Annotated in this window: 22 protein-coding genes and 1 tRNA gene; 15 read left to right on the top strand and 8 right to left on the bottom strand. The window is 68.0% G+C overall.

Going from position 1 to position 23,664, the window contains the following annotated elements; all coding sequences use genetic code 11:
- The first annotated feature begins 293 nt into the window (after window positions 1-293).
- The 5 genes from thiD (at window position 294) to RF701_RS10325 (ending at window position 5,277) form a co-directional block, all read left to right on the top strand.
- The gene (gene thiD / locus RF701_RS10345) at window positions 294-1,061 is read left to right on the top strand and encodes a bifunctional hydroxymethylpyrimidine kinase/phosphomethylpyrimidine kinase (RefSeq protein ID WP_308814913.1); all 768 of its coding nucleotides are present in this window, start codon (window positions 294-296) and stop codon (window positions 1,059-1,061) included.
- Window positions 1,049-1,666 carry a ribonuclease HII gene (locus RF701_RS10340; RefSeq protein WP_210357612.1) on the top strand — a complete coding sequence of 206 codons (618 nt, stop codon included), beginning with the start codon at window positions 1,049-1,051 and terminating at the stop codon, window positions 1,664-1,666. The genes thiD and RF701_RS10340 overlap by 13 nt, the downstream gene beginning before the upstream one ends.
- Window positions 1,667-1,883: 217 nt before the next feature.
- Window positions 1,884-3,047: a DNA methyltransferase gene (locus RF701_RS10335; RefSeq protein ID WP_308814912.1), complete on the top strand. Its 1,164-nt coding sequence runs from the start codon at window positions 1,884-1,886 to the stop codon at window positions 3,045-3,047.
- A 130-nt stretch (window positions 3,048-3,177) separates the two neighbouring features.
- Window positions 3,178-4,233: a dihydropteroate synthase gene (gene folP, locus RF701_RS10330; RefSeq protein ID WP_308814911.1), complete on the top strand. Its 1,056-nt coding sequence runs from the start codon at window positions 3,178-3,180 to the stop codon at window positions 4,231-4,233.
- A gap of 159 nt (window positions 4,234-4,392) precedes the next feature.
- On the top strand, window positions 4,393-5,277 hold the full coding sequence (locus RF701_RS10325; RefSeq protein WP_203309264.1) for a bestrophin family protein: 885 nt from the start codon (window positions 4,393-4,395) through the stop codon (window positions 5,275-5,277).
- Window positions 5,278-5,298: 21 nt separating this feature from the next.
- On the opposite strand, the gene RF701_RS10320 is transcribed toward RF701_RS10325, so the two are convergent.
- Window positions 5,299-6,711, bottom strand: a complete 1,413-nt coding sequence (locus RF701_RS10320; RefSeq protein ID WP_308814910.1) for a sigma-54 dependent transcriptional regulator — start codon at window positions 6,709-6,711, stop codon at window positions 5,299-5,301.
- 162 nt (window positions 6,712-6,873) lie between these two features.
- On the opposite strand from RF701_RS10320, the gene RF701_RS10315 reads away from it, so the two are divergent.
- The 6 genes from RF701_RS10315 to RF701_RS10290 all read left to right on the top strand — a co-directional run bounded on the left by RF701_RS10315 (window position 6,874) and on the right by RF701_RS10290 (window position 11,417).
- On the top strand, window positions 6,874-6,996 hold the full coding sequence (locus RF701_RS10315) for an aa3-type cytochrome c oxidase subunit IV (protein ID WP_238940804.1): 123 nt from the start codon (window positions 6,874-6,876) through the stop codon (window positions 6,994-6,996).
- Window positions 6,997-7,006: 10 nt separating this feature from the next.
- Window positions 7,007-8,131 (top strand): Re/Si-specific NAD(P)(+) transhydrogenase subunit alpha, encoded by a 1,125-nt coding sequence (locus tag RF701_RS10310; protein WP_308814909.1) that lies wholly within the window; start codon window positions 7,007-7,009, stop codon window positions 8,129-8,131.
- 138 nt (window positions 8,132-8,269) lie between these two features.
- Window positions 8,270-8,572, top strand: a complete 303-nt coding sequence (locus tag RF701_RS10305; protein WP_203309267.1) for an NAD(P) transhydrogenase subunit alpha — start codon at window positions 8,270-8,272, stop codon at window positions 8,570-8,572.
- A 97-nt stretch (window positions 8,573-8,669) separates the two neighbouring features.
- Window positions 8,670-10,181 (top strand): NAD(P)(+) transhydrogenase (Re/Si-specific) subunit beta, encoded by a 1,512-nt coding sequence (locus RF701_RS10300; RefSeq protein WP_308814908.1) that lies wholly within the window; start codon window positions 8,670-8,672, stop codon window positions 10,179-10,181.
- A gap of 132 nt (window positions 10,182-10,313) precedes the next feature.
- Entirely contained in the window at window positions 10,314-11,267 is a 954-nt protein-coding gene (locus RF701_RS10295; protein ID WP_308814907.1) for a MarR family winged helix-turn-helix transcriptional regulator, read from the top strand.
- A gap of 74 nt (window positions 11,268-11,341) precedes the next feature.
- A tRNA-Val gene (locus RF701_RS10290) sits at window positions 11,342-11,417 on the top strand.
- Between the two features lie 13 nt (window positions 11,418-11,430).
- Here the strand turns inward: RF701_RS10290 and RF701_RS10285 are convergent.
- From RF701_RS10285 to RF701_RS10275, 3 genes are read right to left on the bottom strand one after another with little or no spacing between them, the layout of a single operon-like run.
- Window positions 11,431-11,844 carry a hypothetical protein gene (locus RF701_RS10285; RefSeq protein WP_210357665.1) on the bottom strand — a complete coding sequence of 138 codons (414 nt, stop codon included), beginning with the start codon at window positions 11,842-11,844 and terminating at the stop codon, window positions 11,431-11,433.
- Between the two features lie 50 nt (window positions 11,845-11,894).
- Window positions 11,895-12,638: a hypothetical protein gene (locus RF701_RS10280; RefSeq protein WP_203309271.1), complete on the bottom strand. Its 744-nt coding sequence runs from the start codon at window positions 12,636-12,638 to the stop codon at window positions 11,895-11,897.
- A 7-nt stretch (window positions 12,639-12,645) separates the two neighbouring features.
- Window positions 12,646-13,854 (bottom strand): toxic anion resistance protein, encoded by a 1,209-nt coding sequence (locus RF701_RS10275; protein WP_203309272.1) that lies wholly within the window; start codon window positions 13,852-13,854, stop codon window positions 12,646-12,648.
- A gap of 373 nt (window positions 13,855-14,227) precedes the next feature.
- On the opposite strand from RF701_RS10275, the gene typA reads away from it, so the two are divergent.
- Window positions 14,228-16,051, top strand: coding sequence for a translational GTPase TypA (gene typA / locus RF701_RS10270; RefSeq protein WP_308814906.1), 1,824 nt, complete (start codon window positions 14,228-14,230; stop codon window positions 16,049-16,051).
- Between the two features lie 196 nt (window positions 16,052-16,247).
- Here the strand turns inward: typA and RF701_RS10265 are convergent, their stop codons facing one another.
- Complete coding sequence (locus tag RF701_RS10265) at window positions 16,248-18,566, bottom strand: TonB-dependent receptor domain-containing protein (RefSeq protein ID WP_308815651.1); 2,319 nt, start codon at window positions 18,564-18,566, stop codon at window positions 16,248-16,250.
- Between the two features lie 315 nt (window positions 18,567-18,881).
- Between RF701_RS10265 and RF701_RS10260 the strand changes: the two genes are divergently transcribed.
- Window positions 18,882-19,232, top strand: coding sequence for a hypothetical protein (locus tag RF701_RS10260; protein WP_203309274.1), 351 nt, complete (start codon window positions 18,882-18,884; stop codon window positions 19,230-19,232).
- A 99-nt stretch (window positions 19,233-19,331) separates the two neighbouring features.
- Entirely contained in the window at window positions 19,332-19,619 is a 288-nt protein-coding gene (locus RF701_RS10255; RefSeq protein ID WP_203309275.1) for a DUF3297 family protein, read from the top strand.
- Window positions 19,620-19,774: 155 nt separating this feature from the next.
- Here the strand turns inward: RF701_RS10255 and RF701_RS10250 are convergent, their stop codons facing one another.
- Complete coding sequence (locus RF701_RS10250; RefSeq protein WP_308814905.1) at window positions 19,775-20,089, bottom strand: metalloregulator ArsR/SmtB family transcription factor; 315 nt, start codon at window positions 20,087-20,089, stop codon at window positions 19,775-19,777.
- Window positions 20,090-20,276: 187 nt separating this feature from the next.
- Window positions 20,277-21,146 carry a protein-L-isoaspartate(D-aspartate) O-methyltransferase gene (locus tag RF701_RS10245; protein WP_374758610.1) on the bottom strand — a complete coding sequence of 290 codons (870 nt, stop codon included), beginning with the start codon at window positions 21,144-21,146 and terminating at the stop codon, window positions 20,277-20,279.
- A gap of 174 nt (window positions 21,147-21,320) precedes the next feature.
- Between RF701_RS10245 and RF701_RS17660 the strand changes: the two genes are divergently transcribed.
- Complete coding sequence (locus RF701_RS17660; RefSeq protein WP_374758609.1) at window positions 21,321-21,485, top strand: VOC family protein; 165 nt, start codon at window positions 21,321-21,323, stop codon at window positions 21,483-21,485.
- A gap of 240 nt (window positions 21,486-21,725) precedes the next feature.
- On the opposite strand, the gene RF701_RS10235 is transcribed toward RF701_RS17660, so the two are convergent.
- Window positions 21,726-23,588, bottom strand: coding sequence for an ABC-F family ATP-binding cassette domain-containing protein (locus RF701_RS10235; RefSeq protein ID WP_203309278.1), 1,863 nt, complete (start codon window positions 23,586-23,588; stop codon window positions 21,726-21,728).
- Window positions 23,589-23,664: the final 76 nt, after the last annotated feature.

The following is a 23,664-nucleotide window of genomic DNA, read 5'->3' as shown; positions in this document are numbered from 1 at the left end:
CCCGGCGAACGCCGGGACCCATGGAAGCGGGAGGCCGGTGTTTCGCGCATCATCGGCGACGGCATGTCCATGGGTCCCGGCTTCCGCCGGGATGACGGCGGCGTCTCCGGATCCCCGCCTCCGGAAGGAGAGGCGCGCCGGGTCGCGGCGGTGCTGTCCTGCAAGCCCGCTTTGTGCCACCGTCGCGCCATGCCGCTGCTCCTGCCATTCCCTCCCCTTGATCTCTCCCGTAGGTCGGAGCGGCCGTCGGCGTCCTCGTGCGTAAATGTGCGGCCTTTGGGCCCTTCCGCCGCATGATCCCGCGCGTCCTCGTCATCGCCGGGTCCGATTCGGGCGGCGGAGCCGGCATCCAGGCGGACATCAAGACCGTGACGATGCTCGGCGGCCATGCAACGACCGCGATCACCGCGATCACAGCCCAGAACACCTTGGGCGTGCAGGCGGTGCACGCCGTGCCGGCCGACATGGTCGTCGCACAGATCGACAGCGTGCTCGCCGACATCGGCGCCGACGCAATCAAGATCGGGATGATCGGCAGCGCCGAGACCGCGCAGGCGGTGGCGGACGCGCTCGAAGGAACGGGCGTGCCGGTCGTCTTCGATCCGGTGATGATCGCGACCTCGGGCGCGACGCTGGCGGATGCGAAGACGATCGCCGCCTTCGCCCGGCTGATGCGCATGGCGGCGGTCGTCACGCCCAACCTCCCTGAACTCACCGCGCTGGGAGGAGAGGCGGCGGTCCGCGCGCTCGGCCCGGCGTTGCTCGTCAAGGGTGGCCACGGCGACGGTGCGATCGTCGAGGACAGGTTGATCGACGCCGACGGCGGGGAGACGGTGTGGACGCATCCGCGCGTCGACACGCGCCATACGCACGGTACCGGCTGCACGCTGGCGAGCGGAATCGCCACCGGCCTTGCCGCCGGCCTGTCGCTCGCCGACGCCACGGGGCGGGCCATCGCCTATGTCCAGGCGGCGCTTGCGGCAGCGCCCGGGCTCGGGGCAGGACATGGGCCGATGGGACATGCCTTGAACGCGATACCGGCGGATCGATGCCGGGCCTGAAGCACGAGAAGACCTGCCTGCCGCCCGTCGCGGGGGTGGACGAGGCGGGGCGCGGCCCGCTCGCCGGACCCGTCGTCGCGGCGGCCGTGATCCTGCCCGCGCGTGGCGTGCCGCGCGGGCTGGACGATTCGAAGAAACTGCCGGCGCATGAGCGCGAGCGGCTGTGCGGGCTGATCCGCGCCCGTGCGTGCGTCGGCGTCGGCATCGTCGAGGCGGACGAGATCGATCGACTCAATATCTATTGGGCGACGATGAAGGCGATGACGCTCGCGGTCGAGGCGCTGGGCTGCGAGCCCGGCCATGTGCTCGTCGACGGCAACCGCCTGCCGCGCTGGCGCTATGCGGCGACGCCGCTGGTCGGCGGCGATGCGCTGAGCGCGTCCATCGCCGCCGCGTCGATCGTCGCCAAGACGGTGCGCGACGCGATCATGCTCGATCACGCCGCCGCCCATCCGCAGTATCACTGGGCGAGCAACAAGGGCTATGGCTGCCCGAGACATCTGGCTGCGCTGCGCGAACACGGCCCTTCGCCGATTCACCGGTACAGCTTCGCGCCCGTCGCACGGGCGGCGGACCTGCTTTCGCCCGCGATCCACGCCGCCTGACCGATAAAAGTTGCGCCGCGCAACAGGACGCGGCGGCTTGAGTCTTTCGCGCCACACCCCCAGCGCTTGGGCACCCGGGGCAGGCGACAGCGCAAAATCTGGGAGGCAAGAGGGTTTGTGCACGGACGTTCACGAAATCTTGACGAAGATCGTTAACCAATCAGTGCTTGACGAGAGTCTGCGGATTCGCGCTTCTGGCCACGACAAGGGGGCGTAGATGGGGGTTATCGAAAAGGTCCGGCAGCCGCGCGCTGCGGCGCGGGGCGCGGTTTCGGCGACGCTGGCACCGGCCGATGTCGCGCGCGCCATCCTGCCGTTCGACCAGATCATCATGGGCGACTGTATCGCCGCGATGAAGGCGCTGCCCGACAAGTCGGTCGACATGATCTTCGCCGATCCGCCCTACAACCTCCAGCTCGGCGGCGAGCTGTTCCGGCCCGATGGCACGCACGTCGATGCGGTCACCGACGATTGGGACAAGTTCGATACGTTCGCGGCCTATGACGCGTTTACGCGCGCCTGGCTGGCGGAGGCGCACCGCATTCTTAAGGACGATGGCACGATCTGGGTGATCGGCAGCTATCACAACATCTTCCGTGTCGGCACGGCGGTGCAGGACCTGGGCTATTGGATCCTCAACGACATCGTGTGGCGCAAGGCCAATCCAATGCCGAACTTCCGCGGCACGCGCTTCACCAACGCGCATGAGACGCTGATCTGGGCCTCCAAGGGCGAGAAGGCGAAATACACCTTCAATTATCGCTCGATGAAGACGCTCAACGACGAGCTCCAGATGCGTTCGGACTGGGAATTTCCGATCTGCGGCGGTCAGGAGCGGCTGAAGAAGGGCGGCCACAAGGTTCATCCGACGCAGAAGCCGGAGGCGCTGCTGTACCGCGTGCTGCTCGCATGCACGAAGCCCGGCGACGTGGTGCTCGACCCGTTCTTCGGCACCGGCACCACCGGCGCGGTGGCGAAGCGGCTCGGGCGGCGCTGGATCGGCATAGAGCGCGAGCCGTCGTACATCGACGCCGCCCAGGAGCGTATCGCCGCGGCACTGCCGCTCGACGAATCGGCGCTGGCGACGATGCAGAGCCCGCGCAGCCAGCCCAAGGTCGCGTTCGGCGTGCTGGTCGAAAACGGCTATCTCGCCCCCGGAGCAATGCTCACCGACGCCAAGCGCCGCTTCCAGGCGACGGTCCGCGCCGACGGCAGCCTTGCCAGCCCATGCGGCGCGACGGGATCGATCCACAAGCTCGGCGCGACGCTGCAGGGTGCGCCGGCATGCAACGGCTGGACCTTCTGGCACCACGAGACGGACGGCACGCTCAAGCCGATCGACAGCCTGCGGCAGGTCTACATCCTCGCGACCCAGCCGTAGCCGGCCGGCGCCCGGCGCAGGGCCGGGTCGTCGCCCCGACGAGGGCACGTGTGTCCGCCGAGCCCGGCGCGCCCGCGTCCTCGCCGCGAACGCGCTTGCCTTCCCGGCGCGCAGCGGGAACACACCGGGCATGAGCCTGCACCTGCGCCCCGTCCATTTCGTCGATACGCCGATCGGCCTGCCCGACGGCAGCGTCGTGCGGCTCGCGGGGGGCATGCAGTGGTTCGCCGCCTATGAGGTGTCCACCGCCGAGGGTCGCAGGATCGTCTCCGTCGCCGATATCGCATCGCTTGGCGAACGCGCCGCCGCGTTGCACGCGCGGATCACCGCGCCCCGCCCGCCGCTCGTCCTAGGCGCGCGCACGCTGCGGCTCGACCAGCCCCTCGTCGCAGGAATCCTCAACGTCACGCCGGACAGTTTCTCCGATGGCGGCCGCCACGCCGGCGATCCCGCGGCCGCGGCCGCGGCGGCCGTCGACATGGCCGCGGCGGGCGCGGCGCTGGTCGATCTTGGTGGCGAATCGACGCGACCCGGTGCGGCACAGGTCTGGGAAGGGGACGAGATCGCCCGCGTGCTGCCCGTCGTCGAGCGGCTCGCCGCCAGCGGCACGCCGGTGTCGATCGACACACGCAAGGCGGGCGTGATGGAGGCGGCACTGGCCGCCGGCGCGCACATCGTCAACGACGTCTCGGCGTTGCTGTGGGACGATCGCGCGCTCGAGGTCGTCGTCCGCGCCGGCTGTCCGGTCATCCTGATGCATTCGCCCGACCCCAAGGCCGGCGGTCATGGCCGCCCGGTCTATCGTAACGTCGTGACGGAGGTGTTCGACTGGCTGGAGGCCCGCATCGATGCGATCGTCGCGGCGGGCGTGCCGCGTGAGCGGATCGTCGCGGACCCCGGCATCGGCTTCGGCAAGTCGCTGGCGGACAATCTTGCCCTGATGAACGCCCTGGCGCTGTTCCACGGTTTGGGGTGCCCCATCATGCTCGGCGCCAGCCGCAAGCGGATGATCGGCGCGCTCGACAATGAGGCGCCGGTCGAGCGCCGGCTGGGCGGCAGTGTCGCGCTCGCGCTCAAGGGCGCGGACGCGGGCGTGCAGTTCCTCCGCGTGCACGATGTGCCAGAGACGGTGCAGGCGCTGAAGCTGTGGCGGGGCCTGCGCGACCGGGCGCTGGCGGGCGGCTGATCCGGCACGAACGGACCGAAGCGGAAACATTTTGCAACGCAGCAATCTACGGACAGAGACGTTGGGCAGCTAAGGGCTTTTGAGGCCGATCCGATCGGAACAATGTCCGACCAAGGTGAATCGGCCATGCAGCCTTAATCGAGCGGACAAAGAGGAATCATGATCGTCGATGCCACCCCCCGTCTGCGCCAGATCGTCGCCGAGGTCTGGCGCCCGCTGACCATCCTGTTCTTCTGGGACGTCGCGGTGACTGTCACTTACTATTTTCTGCCCTTTCGCGCGCCGTCATTGCCGCTGACGCTGTTCGGCACGGTGCTGGCGCTGTTCCTCGGCTTTCGCAGCAACTCGGCCTATGCGCGATGGTGGGAGGGGCGCTCGCTGTGGGGGCTGATGATCAACGCCTCGCGCAACCTCAGCCGCGAAGCACGCAACTTCCTGCCGGGCGACGAGGCGCGCGACCTGCGCCGCTCGATCGTGTTGCGCCAGATCGCTTATGTGAACGCGCTCCGCTGCCAGCTTCGTCGCCAGCCGGTCGACGAACAGGTGCTGCGATTCCTGTCGCGCGGCGAGGCGACCCCGTCGCTGTCGCGCACCAACATCGCGAACGGGCTGCTCGACGGCACCGGTCGGCGGATCGACGATGCCAGGCGTCAGGGCTGGATCGACACCATCCAGCAGACGCAGATGGAATCGGTGCTGGTCGACATCGCCAATGCGCAGGGCGGCATGGAGCGATTGAAGAACACCCCGCTGCCCAATCAATATCGCTTCTTCCCGACGCTGTTCGTGCACCTGTTCTGCGTGCTGCTGCCCATCGGCCTCGTGGAGACCTTGGGGTTCGCGACACCGCTCGGGTCGACGATGGCGGGTCTGATGTTCCTCGCGGTGCTCGCGATCGGCGACGATCTGGTCGATCCCTTCGCCAATACCGTCCACGATCTGCCGCTGTCGGCGATGTGCCGCACGATCGAGATCGACCTGCTCCAGTCGATCGGCGACGAGGCGCCCGCCCCGCTGCAGCCGGAGCATGGCGTGCTCTGGTGACGCGGCGCGGGTCGCGCGCGATCAGGCGGCGTTGTCGATGCCCAGTTCGCCGAGCTTGCGATACAAGGTCGACCGACCGATCCCGAGCCGCCGCGCGACCTCCGTCATCCGGCCGCGATAATGGCCGATGGCGAGTCGGATGACATCGGCCTCGATGTCCTCCAGCGGACGCAGATTGCCGTCCGGCCGGAACAGCGTGACCCCAGCGCCCGATGGGGGCGCGACGACGCCGCCGCGACGCTGGCCGAGCGCGGCGATCTGCGGGAAGTCCGCGCGCGTCAGCGCATCGCCCTCACACAGGATCGCGGCGCGGAACAATGCGTTCTGCAACTGCCGCACGTTGCCCGGCCAATCGTAGCCGACGAGCAGCGCCAGCGCCTCGTCGGTGATGCCCAGCGGACGAAGTCCCGGCTGGTGCGCGATCCGCGCCAGCAGGTGCCGGGCCAATGCGGGAATGTCGCCGGATCGCTCGCGCAGGGGCGGGATCGTCACCTGCACGACGTTGAGCCGGTAATAGAGGTCTTCGCGGAACCGGCCGGCCTCGACCTCCTCGATCAGCCGCTTGTTGGTCGCCGCGATCACGCGGACGTCGACCTCGCGAGCGTGGCGCGCACCGATCGGCTGTACCTCTCCCGACTGCAGCACGCGCAACAGCTTTACCTGCGCGTCGAGCGGCATTTCGCCGACCTCGTCCAGGAACAGGGTACCGCCGTCGGCATCGACGAATTTGCCGATCTTGCGCTCGAACGCGCCGGTGAAGGCGCCCTTCTCGTGCCCGAACAGCTCCGATTCTACGAGGTTCGCGGGGATGGCGCCGCAATTGACCGTCACCATCGGCCGCCGCGCGCGGGGGCTGGCGGCATGGATCGCATCCGCGACCACTTCCTTGCCGACGCCGCTCTCGCCCTCGATCAGCACCGGCACGCGCGCGCGCGCCGCCTTGGCGGCGATGGCGAGCGCGGCGCGGAACTCGGGCGCGGAGCCGACGATCTCGTCGAAGGCGAGCAGGGCGGGGATCTTCTCGGTCAGCGGGCGCAATTCTCCCGCCGCGGTGCCCGCGACCGCCGCCTCGAGCGCGGCGAGCAGCCGCTCGGGGGCGAGCGGCTTGACGAGGAAGTCGGTGGCGCCGGCGCGCATCGCGGCCACCGCATGCGCGACCGATCCGTTCGCGGTCAGCATCAGGATCGGCAATGCCGGACGCTGGCTGCGCAGCGCCGCGATCGCATCCGTCGTATCCGCGTCGGGTGCCCGGTGGTCGAGCAATATCGCATCCAGCTGCATGCCGTCCTGCGTGCCGAGCTGCGCCAGGGCCATCTCGCCGTCATTGGCGAAGATGGAGCGCCAGCCGGCGCGCGCCGCCAGCGCGGCGACCAGCCTGCGCTGCGCCGGTTCGTCGTCGATCAGCAAAAGCAACCGCTGTCCGTTACGGGTCATCGTCGATCTCGTCCCATTTCGGATCATCGCTTAGCCCCGCGACGGTAAAGGTCGGCTTAAGCGCATCGCACGTGCCGCTGCTTGACGGCGGCGGAGCTTTGCGGGCAGGGTTCGTTCCGGACCAGAACGACCCCTGCAGGGGTGCAAGCCAGGGAACAGAGGATGGCCGGCAACGGGGACATGCACGCGCACGAGGCGACCTATGGCAGCGTCATCGGGATGCTGAAGTGGGGCGCGGTCGGGTGCGCGATCATCGCCGCCTTCGTGATCTGGCTGATCGCGTAAGGATCGCGCCATGAAGATCGCCGTCCTCCGCGAACGAGCAGACGGCGAGCGTCGCGTTGCCGCGACCCCCGAAACCGTCCGCAAATTCGGTGCGCTCGGTGCCGAAGTCGCCGTCGAATCGGGGGCGGGGTCGGCCGCCTCCTACGACGATGCTGGCTATGCCGAGGCGGGGGCACGTATCGGCGACCGTGGGGCGACCCTGGCAGGGGCGGACATCGTCCTGGGCGTGCAAGGGCCGGACCCGGCGGAACTCGGCGCCGTGTCGCCGGGTGCCTGGATCGTCGCGGGGCTCAATCCCTTCGGCGCGCGCGACCGGGTCGACGCCTATGCGGCGGCGGGGCTGGAGGCGCTGGCGATGGAGCTGATGCCGCGGATCACGCGCGCGCAGTCCATGGATATCCTGTCCTCCCAGTCGAACCTGTCGGGGTACAAGGCAGTGCTCGACGCGGCGGCGGAATATGGCCGCGCCTTTCCGATGATGATGACCGCGGCCGGCACCGTCAGCGCCGCGCGGGTGTTCGTGATGGGCGTCGGCGTCGCCGGGCTGCAGGCGATCGCCACCGCGCGTCGGCTGGGGGCGCAGGTCTCCGCCACCGACGTCCGCTCCGCGACCAAGGAACAGATCCTAAGCCTCGGCGCCAAGCCGGTGTTCGTCGAGAATGTCGCCGGCATCGAGGGCGAGGGCGCCGGGGGCTATGCCGGCGAGATGAGCCCGGCATATCAGGCGGCGCAGGCCGAACTCGTCTCTGCGCACATCGCCCGTCAGGACATCGTCATCACCACGGCGCTCATCCCAGGCCGCCCCGCGCCGCGGCTGATCAGCGACGCGCAGGTGGCGAGCATGAAGCCGGGCAGCGTCATCGTCGACCTCGCGGTCGAGCAGGGCGGCAATGTCGAAGGCGCCGTCCCGGGCGAGATCGTCGAGCGGCACGGCGTCCGCATCGTCGGCCATCGCAACGTGCCCTCGCGCCTGGCAGCGGATGCGTCGGCGCTGTTCGCGCGCAATCTCTACAACTTCCTGTCGACCTTCTGGGACAAGGAGGCGGGGCGACCCGTGCTGGATGCGGAGATCGGCGATGCGATCCGCCTGACGCGCGACGGGCAGGTGGTCCACCCCCGGCTGCTGGGCGCATGAACCGTCCGTCCCGACCCCCGATGCCGCCTTGCGACCCAGGGGAAGGCGTGGGGACGGCAGAGCGGCGCGACGGGTCGCCCGATTCGCCGACGTGGAAAGCCGGGCCGGCGCCCGTGCGATCGGTAGGAGACTGAAACCATGGACTTCGTCGCGATCCTGTCGATCTTCGTGCTCGCCTGCTTCGTCGGCTATTACGTGGTCTGGTCGGTCACGCCGGCGCTGCACACCCCGCTGATGGCGGTGACCAATGCGATCTCGTCGGTGATCATCGTCGGCGCGCTGATCGCCGGGGCGGCGGCGGGGTCGCCGGTGGCGAAGTGGCTGGGGCTTGCCGCCGTCGTGCTCGCCAGCATCAACATCTTCGGCGGCTTCGCGGTCACGCAGCGGATGCTCGCCATGTACAAGAAGAAGGACCGGCCGGCGGCCGCCGCGAAGCACTGATTTCGTCGCCCCGGCGCGGGCCGGGGTCCACTCATCCACTTGCGCTCGCGGCGCGGTGGATCCCGGCTTCCGCCGGGATGACGGCAAGGGGGACAGGATGGAACACGCAACCGCCGGCAGCTCGATCGCGGCGCTCGCCTATCTGATCGCCGGGGTGTGCTTCATCCTCGCGTTGCGCGGCCTGTCGTCGCCGACGTCCAGCCAGCGCGGCAATCGCTTCGGCATGATCGGCATGACGATCGCGGTGGTGACGACGCTGGTGACGCATGTCCCCCTGGCGGACATGGGCAGCGTCGTTATCGAGGGCTATCCGAGGCTTTCCGGCGAGCGGTTTCGGATCGACTGGCTCACCGTCCTCGAAATCCTCGCCGCGATCGGCATCGGCGCGGTCATCGGCATCACCACCGCGCGCCGCATCGCGATGACCGCGATGCCGCAGCTCGTCGCCGCCTTCCACAGCCTCGTCGGCCTCGCCGCGGTGCTGGTCGCCGCCGCCGCCTATCTCAACCCTTCCGCGTTCGGCATCGCCGACCTCGTTGTGCCGCTGATCGGCCCGCCCTTCGCCGTCATCCATCAGGTCAGCCGGATCGAGATGGGCCTGGGCGTCGCGATCGGCGCGATCACCTTTTCCGGCAGCGTGATCGCGTTCCTGAAGCTCAACGGCAACATGGGCGGCAAGCCGATCCTGCTGCCCGGTCGCCACGTCCTCAACCTCGGCGTGCTGGCCGCCATCCTTTTGCTCGTCGCCTATTTCACGCAGGACCAGAGCCCCTGGGTGTTCTGGACGATCACCGCGCTCAGCTTCGCGATCGGCTTCCTGCTCATCATCCCGATCGGCGGCGCGGACATGCCGGTCGTGGTCAGCATGCTCAACAGCTATTCGGGCTGGGCGGCGGCGGCGATGGGCTTCACGCTGCACAACAGCGCGATGATCATCACCGGCGCGCTGGTCGGATCGTCGGGCGCGATCCTCAGCTACATCATGTGCCGCGCGATGAACCGCAGCTTCCTCAGCGTCATCGCGGGCGGCTTCGGCGCGGATTCGGGTGGCGCCAGCGGCGGCGCGGCGCAGGTGGACCGGCCGTGGAAGCGAGGCTCGGCGGAGGATGCCGCCTTCCTGATGAGCCAGGCGGAGCAGGTCGTCATCGTTCCCGGCTATGGCATGGCGGTAGCGCAGGCGCAGCACGTGCTGCGCGAGATGGCCGACAAGCTCAAGGCGCATGGCGTCCGCGTCAAATATGCGATCCATCCCGTCGCGGGCCGCATGCCGGGGCATATGAACGTGCTGCTCGCCGAAGCGAACGTGCCCTATGACGAGGTATTCGAGCTGGAGGACATCAACGCCGAATTCGCCCAGACCGATGTCGCCTTCGTCATCGGCGCAAACGATGTCACCAACCCCGCCGCCAAGACGGACAAGTCATCCCCCATCTATGGCATGCCCGTGCTCGACGTCGAAAAGGCGAAGACGGTGCTGTTCGTCAAGCGATCGATGGGGGGCGTCGGCTATGCCGGCGTCGACAACGACGTCTTCTACCGCGACAACACGATGATGTTGCTCGCCGATGCCAAGAAGATGGTCGAGGAGATCGTCAAAAGCTTGGACTGATCGCCGTCGCATCCGTTATGGATGGAAAATGGTCGCACGCGGACGGGCGTTGCGAGCTTCCCCTCCGAAACGGAGAGGAATCCGCACGCTGACCCGCTTATCAAGGACCTATCCTATCGTCATGGGGGGACGATGACGACGAGCGGCCTTGCGACGGGATATGCCACGACGACACGGCCGGTGCTCCTGATCGCCGAGGCGTCGATGGCGAGCGATGCCGAACAGGCGATCGCGCGTGCCGGGAGCCGGATGCTGCGGCGGATCGGCTGGGCCGATGTGCCGCACCGACTGGCGGAACCGATGCTCGCGCCGCTGCTCATGGCGGAGGCGCGCGGCGTCGCGGCCGATGTCCTCGATCTGGCGCTGGCGCGGCTCGAGGGCTTCGCCGTCGCGCTCGACGTGCCGCTGATCCTCAGCTTCGGACGCGATCAGCTCGACCAGGTCGCCGCGGCACTGTCTCTCGCCGAGGTCACGCTGCTGTGCGACCCCGAACCCTTCGACCGCATCCTCGCGCTGGCCATGGCCGGCCATCCGCACGGCCCGCCCATGCTGAGCGACAGCCTGCGCGAGAACGACGGGGTGAGGTTGCAGCGGCTCAACGACGAGGTGGCGCGGATCGCGGAAATCCTGGCGCGGCTCGCGCGGGCCGACCACGGCCCGGGCGGCGATGCCTATGATCTGGCCGACCGGCATCGCGGCTATGACGCAGGCCCCTCCAGCGACGGCGAGCCCGTCGAGCCGACCGAAGTCCGCAGGCTGATCCAGCTGCGCCGCCTGCGCGGCAAGTTCTTCGGTGGCTTCGGACAGGGCCTGTTCGAGGATCCGGCATGGGACATGCTGCTCGACCTGTACGCGGCCGAGCTGGAGGACCGGCAGGTCAGCGTGTCGAGCCTGTGCATCGCCGCCGCAGTCGCGCCGACCACGGCGCTGCGCTGGATCGCGAAGATGACGGATTTGGGATTGCTCGCGCGCCATCCCGACCCCGCCGACCGTCGCCGGGCGTTCATGGCCCTGTCGCGGCGCGCGTCTGAGGCGATGCGCAACTACATGGTCGCGGCGCGCCGCGTAGAGGGAAGTTTGGGCTGATCGATGCCGCCACGATGCGACGGGGCTTGCGCGGACGCCGCCGCTTTGGCATCGCCCGTCCCACCCGCAATCGGGGGCGCTTAGCTCAGCTGGTAGAGCGGCTCGTTTACACCGAGTAGGTCGGCGGTTCGAACCCGTCAGCGCCCACCATCCGCGCCGCGGTTCAGGAGCCCGGCCACCGATCGCGCATCGGCCGCTGGATCGGGCAGGCCTTTCCTCGCAAATCCCACGCCTGCTGATGGCGATCCGCCGTCTGTCCGTCACGAAGCATCGCCAGCATCGCGTCGCGCGGCGTGGCGCCGACCCGCGTGTCCGGCGCATCGATCTGCGCACGGATGGCACGCAGCGCCTCGGCGACCCGGCGCTGTCGTGCCGGGGACGGCGAACCGCGCGTGATCGCCCGCCACATCGCGTCGAAGGGGCCGCGATCACGGCGGCCCGGTGGTATGGCGGCATGAAGGAACGCGAGGACGAAGCGCAGCGACGAATCGGGCGTGACCGTTTCGCTGCGCGCGCGCGCCGCCGATTCATCGAGCGCGCTCAGCGCCTTGGTCACCAGGTCGTCATCGAGTCGCATGGGATGCGCATGGAACACATCATGAACGCGATCCGCAACCCCCGCGCGTTTCAGCCCTGGCGATTGTCCGGAGCCGGCTCATCGCCGCGGTATTTCACCTCGAGATAGCGGCCGCGGGTCGACAGGCTGTCGAGATCGTCCTGCGCCAGCCGCCGCGTCATGTCGGCGATCTCCTGCTCGATCAGACGCAAGCCCGCGACGAGTTCGGTATCGGGCGTGCGACCGTTGCGCTCGACCTTGCGCAGCGGCTCGGGCACGCGGGCATAATCGTTGACGAAGGCGGGCAGTTGTTCGCCGATCAGGCGCCGCACCTCATAGGCTTCCTCGTCGCGCCCCTCCAGCCGCCCCAGCTGCGGCGACAGCGTCTCGAGCCGCTGGCCGATCTGGTCGACGATCGCGCGCGCCGGCGCGGGCAGGGCGGGACGCTGCGCCTCGAGCCAACGCTCCGTCTTCGCCGGCAGCGCCTTGATGTCGCCCTCGCGCAGCGCGCGTTCGCTCGGCGCCCGCGCGGCGGGGGCGAGGCCGATGAGCAACGTCGCCGCCACCATCAGCAGCAGCACGCCGAGCGCACCGAAGATGCCGAGCGGAAAGATCATGCCCAGGATCGCCGCCGCGATCAGGATCGCCGCGTCGACCGCCGCGATCACCGCGAGCCGCCGCCCGGCGCTGACCGCGCGCCGCTTCAGCCGCTTGCCGTGGACGCGATACTGGTCGCGCACCTGCCCGCCGTAATCCGCGCTGATCCGCGCCATCGTGGCGCGCGCGCGGGCGATCTGTTCGTCGACTTCGGTCATCTCGGCCTTACAACGATTCCAGGCGATATTGGTCGCCGGGGCCCTTCAGCGCCCCCTGCGTGGCACCTTCGGCGCGCGCGATATAGCCCTTCGACTTCTCGACCTCGTTGCCGAGTGCGTTTACCGTGGTCTTCATCGAATCGAGCGCCTTGACCTTGAAGGTGTCGATGGCGTCCATCGTGTCGTAGATGTTCTGGAACGCACGCTGCAGCGTCTCCAGCGGGATCGTCGAGGCGGCGGCCTGCTCGTGGATCGCGGCGGTGTTCGAGCGCAGCAGCTTGCCGGTCGAATCGATGATGTTCGCGGTCGTCGTGTTGAGCTGCGTGATGCTTTCCAGCACCAGTTTCTGGTTGGTCAGCGCCTGCGCCACCGTCACCGCGGTGCGCAGCGCGGACACGGTCGTGGTCGAGGCGCGATCGACGCCCTTGATCAACTCGACATTGTTCTTCTTGACGAGGTCGAGCGCCAGATAGCCCTGCACCGTCACCGCCATCTGCGTCAGCAGGTCCTGCGTGCGCTGGCGGGTGTAGAACAGCGCGGTCTCGCGGATCGCCTTGGCCTTCGCGGGATCGGTGTGGTCGAGGTCGTTGGCGGTCTCTTCCAGCTTCGCGTCCATCGCCTTGGACAGATGGATCATCTGCTCCAGCCGGCCCATCGCCGACCAGAGATTGGCGCGCTCGGTGTCGATCGCGGCATTGTCCATCAACAGCTCGTCCTTGCCGGACGCCAGGCTCTTCAGGATCGAGCTGATGTGCGTCTGCGACGATTTGTAGCTGTCGAAATAGTCGCGCATCTTCGACCCGAACGGGATCACGCCGAAGATCTTCTTCGGCCCCGACAGCGCGCCCTTCTTGCCGGGATCGAGATCCTCGATGACGCGGCGCAACTGCGCCAGATCGGCACCGACGCCGGTGTCCTTGTCCATCGCGCGGATCGGGCGGTCGAGAAAGCGGTTGGACTGGCCCGCCGCCTCGCGGATCTCCTTCGCGCCCATCGCGGTGATCGCGTCGACGCGCTTGCCGAATTCGGGACTGTTGACGTCCTCCGCCACCAGGTCGCGGACAAACGTGTCGACGCGCTGTTCGAGCTGCGACTTCTTGGTGTCGTCGATCGGCACCAGCCCGGCGGCGCGCTCCGCCTGTACCGTCGGCACGGGATCGGGCGGGGTCAGCACCAAGTCCGGTTGCGCGGTCAGCGTGTCGGCGGAAGTGGCCATCGTCGTCCTCCAGCGGGCATCGGCCCGGTCATCCTTCGCAATGTGCCGGTTGCCGGCGCGGGGTTCAAGTGTGTCATGCGAATAATACGCTTATAGCGATGCCGTGGCGTCCGGTCACCTGCGGACAGGTACGTGCGGACAGGCACGCGCGGCCATGGACGACGTGGACGGCCCGCCAGCGTCGAAACCGCTTCCGTGCGGGGGCAAAGCGATCGGGAGGAGACGGCGTCGCATGGCCTTGCGTCACGGCCTGTCCGATCGCCCGGCGTCCTCCCACGACCCCGCCGCACCCGGGTCCGCCGCCCGCCCTTCCCGCGGCGCAACAAATCCGCTATGGGCGCGCGAACTTCCCTCTTCCCGATCAGGATTTCCCATGAGCCTCCGCAACGTGGCGATCATCGCGCACGTCGATCACGGCAAGACCACGCTCGTCGACCAGCTGTTCCGCCAGTCCGGCACCTTCCGCGACAACCAGCGCGTCGAGGAACGCGCGATGGATTCGAACGACCTCGAAAAGGAGCGCGGGATCACCATCCTCGCCAAGCCGACGTCGGTCGAATGGCAGGGCACGCGTATCAACATCGTCGACACGCCCGGCCACGCCGACTTCGGCGGCGAGGTGGAGCGCATCCTGTCGATGGTCGACGGCGTCATCCTGCTCGTCGATTCGTCGGAAGGTGCGATGCCGCAGACGAAGTTCGTCACCGGCAAGGCGCTGGCGCTGGGCCTGAAGCCGATCGTCGTCGTCAACAAGGTCGACCGCGCCGACGCGCGCATCCAAGAGGTCCTGGACGAGGTGTTCGACTTGTTCGTGTCGCTCGACGCGAACGACGAGCAGCTCGACTTCCCCGTGCTCTATGCGTCGGGTCGCAACGGCTATGCCTCGACCAACATGGACGCGCGCGAGGGCACGCTGACCCCGATGTTCGAGCTGATCGTCAGCCACGTGCCCGAACCCAAGGTCGACGTCGATGCGCCGTTCAGCTTCCTGGTGACGCTGCTCGACCGCGACAACTTCCTGGGCCGCATCCTGACGGGCCGCGTCAACACCGGCACGCTCAAGCTCAACCAGGCGATCCACGCGCTCGACGCCGACGGCAACGTCATCGAGACGGGCCGCGCGTCGAAGATCATGTCGTTCCGCGGGCTGGAGCGGGTGCCGGTCGAGGAAGCGCAGGCGGGCGACATCATCAGCCTCGCCGGCCTGACCATCGCGACGGTCGCCAACACGATCGCCGACATCAGCGTCTCGACCCCGATCAAGGCGCAGCCGATCGATCCGCCGACGCTGTCGATGCGCTTTGCCGTCAACGATTCGCCGATGGCGGGTCGCGAGGGCAGCAAGGTGACGAGCCGCATGATCCGCGACCGCCTGATGCGCGAAGCGGAATCGAACGTCGCGATCAAGGTGACCGAGAGCGAGGATCGCGACAGCTTCGAGGTCGCCGGCCGCGGCGAACTGCAGCTGGGCGTGCTGATCGAGACGATGCGCCGCGAAGGCTTCGAATTGGGCATCAGCCGGCCGCGCGTGCTGTTCGGCGAGGACGAGGACGGCAAGCGGACCGAGCCGTACGAGACCGTCGTGATCGACGTCGACGACGAATATTCGGGCACGGTTGTCGACAAGATGAACCAGCGCAAGGCCGAGATGACCGACATGCGGCCGTCGGGCGGCGGCAAGACGCGCATCACCTTCTCCGCGCCGAGCCGCGGCCTGATCGGCTATCACGGCGAGTTCCTGTCGGACACGCGCGGCACCGGCATCATGAACCGGCTGTTCGAGAAGTACGGCCCGCACAAGGGCAACATCGAAGGCCGCAAGAACGGCGTGCTGATCTCGAACGGCGCCGGCGAGGCGCAGGGCTATGCGCTGGGGCCGCTCGAGGAGCGCGGCATCCTGTTCGTCGGCCATGGCGAGGCGCTGTACGAGGGCATGATCATCGGCGAGAACGCCAAGACGGATGACCTGGAGGTCAATCCGATGAAGGCGAAGCAGCTGACCAACTTCCGCGCCAGCGGCGGCAAGGACGACGCGATCCGCCTGACCCCGCCGAAGAAGATGACGCTGGAGCAGGCGATCGCCTATATCGACGACGACGAGATGGTCGAAGTCACGCCCAAGTCGATCCGGCTGCGCAAGCGCTACCTCGACCCGCACGAGCGCAAGCGCGCCAGCCGAGCGAAGCAGGCGGCCTGACGCTTTCGGGCTTCGGCCAAAAGGAAGGGCCGGTGGAGCGATCCACCGGCCCTTTTTTCGTGCCCGGGGGGCAGCGTTCGGACGTTTCGTCAAACCGCGCGGCGGGCGTCGTACGTCCATCCACCGTTGCCCAAACGCGCACGCCGTCGTGCTTGAGTAACGGTGGATCCCCGTCAAGGCGGAATGCGCGAAGCTCTTACTTGAACCGGCCGCTCAGCGAGACGCCGATGATGCGGGGCTCGTTGAAGACGGCGGCCATGTAGTTCTCGATCACGCCCTTCAGGTTCTTCTGGTTGGTGATGTTGCGCGCGAAGGCGGCAACCTCATAGGCGTTGTCCGGCGTGGTGTAGCCGATCTTCAGGCCACCCTCGAAGTTGCCGTCCGCGTAGAACTCCTTCGTCCGATAGAGGACGAAATTCGTATAGCCCTGGACGTTCCAGTCGGTCGCGGCGAACAGCTTGCCGCCATTGGCGAGCGGCACGTCGTAGCGCGCGGTGGCGTTCAGGTTCCACTTCGGCGCGTTGGGCAGCGGGTTGCCGTCGATCTGCGCGAAGGTGTTCGCGCCGACCTTGATCGTCGGGTCGAGCACGGTGCACACGACGACGCCGTTGAGCTGGCAGACCTGCGCATAGACGCGGCTGTCCTCGATCTTCGACTTGAGCGCGCTGGCGCCGAGCGTGATCGCCAGGTTGCGCACCGGACGGAATTCCGCGTCCAGCTCCATGCCCCAGGCGCGCGCCTTGTTGGCGTTGAACAGCACGCCGTTGCCGTTGATGTCGTTGCCGTTCAGCTGGATGTCGTCGACGGTGTAGGTGAACAGCGCGGTGTTGAGCCGCAGGCGACCGTCGAGGAAGATGCCCTTCGAGCCGATTTCATAGGAGGTGATCGTCTCGCTGTTCGCGGTGGTGAAGTCCGAGTTGAACACCGCCGAACGCCCCTGGATCGTCGGGCCGCGGAAACCGCGCGCGACGCGGGCATAGACGCTGTTTTCCGGATCGACCTGATACAGCGCCGACACGTCCCAGCTCGGCGTGGTGTCGGACAGGCGCACGTAGCGACGGCCGCCATAGGTCGAGACGTTGGCGATCGTGTTCGCCGTCTTGACCAGCGCGGTCTTCTTCGTGTCGTTCGTCTCGCGCGCGCCGGCGGTGATGGTGAAGTCCGGCGTCACCTTGAAGCTGGCCTGGCCGAAGGCGGCCCAACTGGTGTTGTTGTCGCGCAGCCGCACCCAGTTGTTCGGATTGGGCAGCGTGCCGTTGACGTCCGGCTTCAGCAGGAAATAGGCCCGCTGGTAGAAGTCCGTCGTGTCCTTCTGGTTGAAGTAGAAGCCGCCGAACTGCCAGGTGAAGCGCTGGTCGCCGGGCGAGGCGAGGCGCACCTCCTGCGTATATTGGTCGAGGTCGCGGATGTTGCCCTGGCTCTGGCCGAAGCCGTTGGCCCGGCCGCCCACCGGATAATTGGCCGCCGCACCGCCGTCGGTATCGCCGCGGCTGAAGCCCGAGGTCGTCTCATAGGCGCTGATCGAGGTCAGCGTCGCCGCGCCGAAGTCGTAGGCGGCGTTCACCGACCAGCCGTAGGTGTCGTAATTCTGCGGGTTGTTCTGCGCCTCGTCATAGGCGACGCGGTCGCGCGGCTCGGCATCGGCCGAATTGGAGCCCTTCACCAGCGCGGCGCGATGGAACAGCGTCGAGGTGCCCTCATAGCCGCGCGCATGGCCGGAGACGTTGACGGTGAAGCGGTCCGTCGGCGTTAGCAGGATCTGGAGGCGCGCGTCCTTTTCCGTGAAGCCGCCCATCGCGTTGCGGAGCGGCGTCGTCGTGCCGTCGGGGCTCGAGCCGGTGAAGACGTTGTCGACCCAGTCGTTGCGATGCTGGATCAGGCCCGACAGGCGGATCGCCACCTTGTCGGTGACGATCGGACCGCCGACGCCCGCGTCATAGGTGAAGGTGCCGTACTCGCCGGCGGAGGCAGACATTCTCCCCTGCCAGGTCTGCGTCGGACGGATCGTGTCGAACTTGATGATGCCGGCGGTCGTGTTGCGGCCGAACAAGGATCCCTGCGGGCCGCGCAGGACTTCGACCTGGGCGACGTCATAGACGGGATTGGACTTGAGCACGACATGCTCGAGAACGACATCGTCCTGGATGATGGATACGGGCTGGCTGGCGCCCAGGTAGAAATCGATGTTGCCCAGGCCGCGGATATAATAGCGCGGGAAGATGCGGCCCGTGGTGGTTTCCGCATAGAGACCGGGGACGCGACCCGACAGCGCCAGCGTATCCTCGCCGCCCGACTGGAAGGCGCGCAGGTCGCTGCCGCCGACGACGGCGACCGACAGCGGCACGCGCTGCAAATTCTCCGCACGGCGTTCCGCGGTGACGACGATGTCGCCCACTTCGCCTGCATCGGTCGAGGCGGTTTCGACCGACGGATCGGTCGCGCCGGCCTGTGCGGGTGCGGTCGTCGATTGCGCGAGGGCGGGCGCGGCGGCGCCGGCGACGCCGACGAGCAGCATGGCTTTCAGAAGATGACGATTGGTCACGAAGGTCCCCTTTGATGATTCGGCAAAGGAGGCGTGGCCGTGCCGTCTCGTCCGCGCCGTTCCCGGCGCCGTCTCCGCACGTCTGTCGATGGTCCCGCCCCCCTGGCGTCGCGCCCGGCTAGCCGCGGAATGTGTCCGCTTTGTGAATGCACCGCGCCTAAACAGCGGCTTAACGCGCCATTCCGGATCGGTTCAGCGCGACTCGGCCATAGACCGGAAACACGCTCGCACCCTTGTGCGTTCAACAGAGGCGGACCGGGCGTTTGTGAGTATGAGGAGGTTCGAGCAATGAACGGCTTGTTGAAGAAGGTGGGCCTCGGCGTCGCCCTTGCGACGACCGCACTGAGCGCGGCGGCACCTGCCGAGGCGCAGCGTTGGGGCCGTTATGGCGGCTACGGCGGCTATCGCCATTACGATCGGGGCGGCAATGTCGCGGCGGGCGCGCTGCTCGGCGGGATCGTCGGACTGGGCATCGGCGCGGCGATCGCCGATTCCAACCGTCCCCGCTATTATTACGACCGTCGCTATTATTACGACGCGCCGCCGCCGCCGCCGCGGGTCTATTACCAGGAGCGTTATTACGCGCCGCCGCCGCCCCCGCCGCCGGTCGTCTATCGCGACTATTATTACGGCTATTGAGGCCAGCGGTCCCCAGGTTAACCGGGGAGGCGGCGCCGGTTCGTCCGGCGCCGCCTTTTTTTGTGGAGCGGGTGGCGCCATCCCGCTAAGCGCAGCGCCATGACCGATACGCCCCCCGACCGCCTGTCCACCGATCCGTCGAGCCCCTATTTCGACCAGCCCAAGCTGGAGCGCGGCATCGGCATCCGTTTCAAGGGCAACGAGCGGCGCGATGTCGAGGAATATTCGATCTCGGAAGGCTGGATCCGCGTCGCGCTGGGCAAGAAGGTCGATCGCCACGGCCGTCCGCTGACGCTCAAGCTGAGCGGAGAGGTCGAAGCCTGGTACGAGCGTCCCGCGGAGGGCGAGGGCACTGGCGAAGGCGGGGACGAGGGCGAGACGGCCTGACGTCCGGTCCGGCGATACCGGCCCGGCAGCGGCGTCGGAATCGCCACCCTGCACGCGAACCGTGCGCGGGCGCCTGGCGAACCTCCGTCAGTCTCTAGCGTGCGATCCAGCAAAGCTGGATCGGCGAGGGCCGGTACCGCTTCCACGCACGTGGATCACACTCTAGCCGAGCGGAAAGCGCTCCCGACGTCAGACCATCGGCCGCCGATCGCGTCCAAATAGGCGCGGGCGCCGTCAAGCGCCTCCGGGCGATAGATAAAGTGCGTTTCCCTGCCGCTCCGCTCCACACGAAGCAGGCCGACGCGTTCCAGAACCTTGAGATGCTTGGTGACCGCTTGCCGCGTCATGGCGCTCGTCGCGGCGAGACGGGCGATCGAGCGCGTGCCGCCGCTCCGCAGCGCGACGAGTAGCGCCAGCCGCGTCGGGTCGCCAAGCGCGGCGAAGATGTCTGCTGGGCTGGAACTTGGCATGGCAACCGACGTGTTGCATGAATCCGACCGATCGGCAACGATCCGGTTGCTAACCATAATCCGCAGTTCATAGGTTGCGAATCGACGATTTTATGGCAACCGGCCCGTTGCCTATCCCCTTGTGTCCAGGACCCGATCAGCGAGCAAAGGCCGGTACCGCGTCGAACCAGATTTGATGGATCGCGCCTTAGACGATCCCGACGATAGGTGCCTTATAGCATAAGGGGATCGTGCGGTCGGTCAAACCGTGTGCGGCGAACGGTTTCACGCGGCCACCGGTAAACGGCACGAACAATGCGGGCCCTAGCCGGCAACGGTCGAGCGTTCCGTCGGGGCGCTTGGTCATGCGCAGCAATTGCGTGGCGGTGTCGGTCGCGCCGATCGGCATGACGATCCGGCCTCCGACCCTGAGCTGGTCGATCAGCGGCTGCGGCACGGCCGCCGCGCTGGCGGCGACGACGATCCCGTCGAATGGCGCATGTTCGGGCCACCCCAGAAAGCCGTCGCCTGCCCGGATGTTGACGTTCGTGTAACCCATTCGGCGAATGCGTTCGTCTGCGCTGTGCGCCAGCGGTTCGACGATCTCGATCGAGGCGACCTGGTGGGCGACATGCGCGAGCACCGCGGCCTGATAGCCGGAGCCCGTGCCGATATCGAGCACATTGGCGCTCCGGTCAGCCGGCAGGTCGAGCTGGGCCGTCATGACGGCGACGACATAGGGATCGGAGATCGTCTGACCGTAACCGATATCCTGGGGCAGATCGACATAGGCGGCAGCACGGCCGCCCGGCGCCACGAACCTCTCGCGCGGGATGATCGCGATCGCCGCGAGCGCGCGTTCAAGCGCGGGCGTGTCGGCAGCGGGATCGGCAGCGCGGATGTCGGCGCGGATGTCGCGCACCATCGCGGCCCGCTGTTCGACGGGCGACCGGCCGGCCTGGACCTTCGCCATGCTGTCCAGCAGACCGGTGCCACGCGGTTGCGCCGCGCAACCTGCCAGCGCCAGTGCCGCGACGCAGGACAGACGCGCGAGGTCGGACGAGAAACGCATGGCCATGCGCCGCTCCATCGGCTGCCATGGCAGCGGCCGCAACGAAACTTTCGTTCATCAAAAAGGGGCAGGGGGCGCCTATCGTCGACACGCGAAGGAGGCTGGTCACGCCTACGGTCGGGACACCGCTTCCGCCATCGGCATGCGCACCGCCGCCCCTGCCGGCAGACAACCGCCAACGTGCTGCACCTGTTCGTTAGCGATGCAGCAGCGCTGGCGGCGCGACGTACCGCTGCCGGAGTACGGATCGTGAAGGATCTGAAGCCACGGGCGTACGGCCAGCGCGCCTTCGTCGTCGCCGATCGCGATGGTAATCGCCTGCATGGCGGGGAACGGCTGCGTTAACCATATCGGTGCCGGCGAGAAGGGGAAGACGGTATCGCCCGCCGCTCGTACGAACCGTCTGGTCATGGCGGCGATCGGGCCGGCCGCCGACATGGACGCGGGCGCGACCCTTCACGCCGGCCGGGCTCCATCGTCGGCGGCGATCCGACCGGCAACCTCCGGCGGGTCGACCGGATGCGCGTCGGGCCGGCGGCGGCGATCGCCCGGTCCGCTACCGCTTCCACGCATTTGGATCAGGCTCTAGGCCGCCGCCTCCAGCGCCTCGTTCGCCTCCAGCCAGCGGAGTTCGGCCGCGTCGATCCGCTCCTGCAGATCGGCGCGCCGTTTCATCAATTCGGTCATCGTCAGCTTCGCCAGCGTCGGCGTCGCCTGTTTCGGATCGAACATCGCCGCATCGACCGCATTGCGTTCCGCAGTGAGCCTGGCGGTTTCGGCTTCCGCGTCGCGGATCGCCTTCTTGCGCGCCTTTTCCGCGTCGCGTGCGGCGGCGATCGCTTCCTTCGACAATTTCTCCTTCTTCACCTTGGGTTCGGCGGGCTTGTCGTCACCGGCCAAGATGAAGGCGATGTAATCGTCGAGGCTGCCGTCGAACTCGCGCGCGGTGCCCTGGTCGACGAGGACGAGGCGGTCGGCGGTCAGTTCGACCATGTGGCGATCGTGGCTGACGAGGATGACCGCGCCGGTATAGCCGTTCAGCGCCTGTACCAGCGCCTCGCGCGCGTCGACGTCGAGGTGGTTGGTCGGCTCGTCGAGGATGAGCAGGTGCGGCGCGTCGCGCGTGATGAGCGCGAGCGCGAGCCGCGCCTTCTCGCCGCCCGACATCTTGCCGACCTGCCCCGTCGCGCGGTCGCCGGAGAAGCCGAACCGGCCGAGCTGCGCGCGAACCGCCGCCGGGCTGGCGTCCTTCATCACGCGGGTCATGTGCGCGAGCGGCGTGTCGTCGCCGTCGAGTTCCTCGACCTGATATTGGGTGAAATAGCCGACCTTCATCTTGCCCGACGCGGCCATGTCGCCCTCCATCGGCGCGAGCTGCGCGGCGAGCAGGCGGGCGAGCGTCGTCTTGCCGTTGCCGTTGCGGCCCAGCAACGCGATGCGGTCGTCGGGGTCGATGCGCAGGTTGAGCCGCTTCAGGATCGGCACGTCGGCATAGCCGACGCTGGCCAGGTCGAGCGTTATCAGCGGCGGGCGCAGCGGGCTGGGGTCGGGGAAGTCGAAGGACAACGACGGATCGTTCGCCATTTCCGCGATCGGCTGCATCTTGGCGAGCATCTTCTGCCGGCTCTGCGCCTGTTTGGCGGTCGAGGCGCGCGCGGAATTGCGGGCGATGTAATCCTGCAGCTTGGCGCGCTGCGCGTCCTGGTTCGCGCGGGCGGCGGCGAGCTGCGCCATCCGCTCGGCGCGCTGGCGTTCGAAACTGTCGTAGCCGCCCGGGTAGAGCGTGATCTTGCCGCCCTGCAGGTGGAGGATGTGGTCAACGATATTGTTGAGGAAGTCGCGCTCGTGACTGACGACGACGATCGTCGCCCTGTAGCTCTTGAGGAAATCCTCCAGCCACATCACCGCCTCGAGGTCGAGGTGGTTCGACGGTTCGTCGAGCAGCAGCAGGTCGGGCTGCGAGAAGAGCAGCGCGGCGAGCGCGACGCGCATCTTCCACCCGCCCGAGAAACTGTCGAGCGGGCGCTGCTGCATGGCCTCGTCGAAGCCGAGGCCGAGCAGGATCTGCGCGGCGCGGGCCGGCGCGGTATAGGCGTCGATCGCGATCAGCCGCTCGTAGACGTCGCCCAGCCGGTCCGGATCCTCGCAGGTTTCCGATTCCGCCATCAGCGCGGCGCGCTCGGTGTCGGCGGCGAGCACGGTATCGAACGGCGTCGCGGTGCCCGACGGCGCTTCCTGCGCGATATAGCCCAGCCGGCTGCCGCGCGGCATCGCGGCGGTGCCGCTGTCGGGTTCGAGCAGGCCGGCGATGACGCGCACCAGCGTCGACTTGCCCGCGCCGTTGCGGCCGATCAGGCCGACGCGGCTGCCCGGCGGCAGCGCGGCGGACGCATTGTCGAGGATCGTGCGGCCGCCTAGGCGCACGGTGATGCCGTTGAGGTTGAGCATGCGCGCGCCCGTAGCAGAGACGCGCCGGATTGGGAATGTGGCGCCCTGACGTGCGGTTGCGCGGGCCTAGATGGGC

The organism is Sphingomonas sp. GV3 (genome assembly GCF_031082075.1).
GTDB classification, from domain to species: domain Bacteria; phylum Pseudomonadota; class Alphaproteobacteria; order Sphingomonadales; family Sphingomonadaceae; genus Sphingomonas; species Sphingomonas beigongshangi.
This window is presented reverse-complemented; position numbering and strand designations above follow the sequence as displayed.

Excerpts from the sequence above, each read along its gene's own strand:
- folP (WP_308814911.1), top strand. The coding sequence starts at position 3,178 with ATGAGCCTGCACCTGCGCCCCGTCCATTTCGTCGATACGCCGATCGGC.
- RF701_RS10260 (WP_203309274.1), top strand. The coding sequence starts at position 18,882 with ATGAACGGCTTGTTGAAGAAGGTGGGCCTCGGCGTCGCCCTTGCGACG.
- RF701_RS10245 (WP_374758610.1), bottom strand. The coding sequence starts at position 21,146 with ATGGCCATGCGTTTCTCGTCCGACCTCGCGCGTCTGTCCTGCGTCGCG.
- RF701_RS10335 (WP_308814912.1), top strand. The coding sequence starts at position 1,884 with ATGGGGGTTATCGAAAAGGTCCGGCAGCCGCGCGCTGCGGCGCGGGGC.
- RF701_RS10320 (WP_308814910.1), bottom strand. The coding sequence starts at position 6,711 with ATGACCCGTAACGGACAGCGGTTGCTTTTGCTGATCGACGACGAACCG.
- RF701_RS10255 (WP_203309275.1), top strand. The coding sequence starts at position 19,332 with ATGACCGATACGCCCCCCGACCGCCTGTCCACCGATCCGTCGAGCCCC.
- RF701_RS10325 (WP_203309264.1), top strand. The coding sequence starts at position 4,393 with ATGATCGTCGATGCCACCCCCCGTCTGCGCCAGATCGTCGCCGAGGTC.
- RF701_RS10310 (WP_308814909.1), top strand. The coding sequence starts at position 7,007 with ATGAAGATCGCCGTCCTCCGCGAACGAGCAGACGGCGAGCGTCGCGTT.
- RF701_RS10280 (WP_203309271.1), bottom strand. The coding sequence starts at position 12,638 with ATGACCGAAGTCGACGAACAGATCGCCCGCGCGCGCGCCACGATGGCG.
- RF701_RS10340 (WP_210357612.1), top strand. The coding sequence starts at position 1,049 with ATGCCGGGCCTGAAGCACGAGAAGACCTGCCTGCCGCCCGTCGCGGGG.
- RF701_RS10295 (WP_308814907.1), top strand. The coding sequence starts at position 10,314 with ATGACGACGAGCGGCCTTGCGACGGGATATGCCACGACGACACGGCCG.
- RF701_RS10275 (WP_203309272.1), bottom strand. The coding sequence starts at position 13,854 with ATGGCCACTTCCGCCGACACGCTGACCGCGCAACCGGACTTGGTGCTG.
- RF701_RS10315 (WP_238940804.1), top strand. The coding sequence starts at position 6,874 with ATGGCCGGCAACGGGGACATGCACGCGCACGAGGCGACCTATGGCAGC.
- RF701_RS10285 (WP_210357665.1), bottom strand. The coding sequence starts at position 11,844 with ATGCGACTCGATGACGACCTGGTGACCAAGGCGCTGAGCGCGCTCGAT.
- RF701_RS10265 (WP_308815651.1), bottom strand. The coding sequence starts at position 18,566 with ATGCTGCTCGTCGGCGTCGCCGGCGCCGCCGCGCCCGCCCTCGCGCAA.
- RF701_RS10305 (WP_203309267.1), top strand. The coding sequence starts at position 8,270 with ATGGACTTCGTCGCGATCCTGTCGATCTTCGTGCTCGCCTGCTTCGTC.
- RF701_RS10300 (WP_308814908.1), top strand. The coding sequence starts at position 8,670 with ATGGAACACGCAACCGCCGGCAGCTCGATCGCGGCGCTCGCCTATCTG.
- RF701_RS10250 (WP_308814905.1), bottom strand. The coding sequence starts at position 20,089 with ATGCCAAGTTCCAGCCCAGCAGACATCTTCGCCGCGCTTGGCGACCCG.
- RF701_RS10235 (WP_203309278.1), bottom strand. The coding sequence starts at position 23,588 with ATGCTCAACCTCAACGGCATCACCGTGCGCCTAGGCGGCCGCACGATC.
- thiD (WP_308814913.1), top strand. The coding sequence starts at position 294 with ATGATCCCGCGCGTCCTCGTCATCGCCGGGTCCGATTCGGGCGGCGGA.
- typA (WP_308814906.1), top strand. The coding sequence starts at position 14,228 with ATGAGCCTCCGCAACGTGGCGATCATCGCGCACGTCGATCACGGCAAG.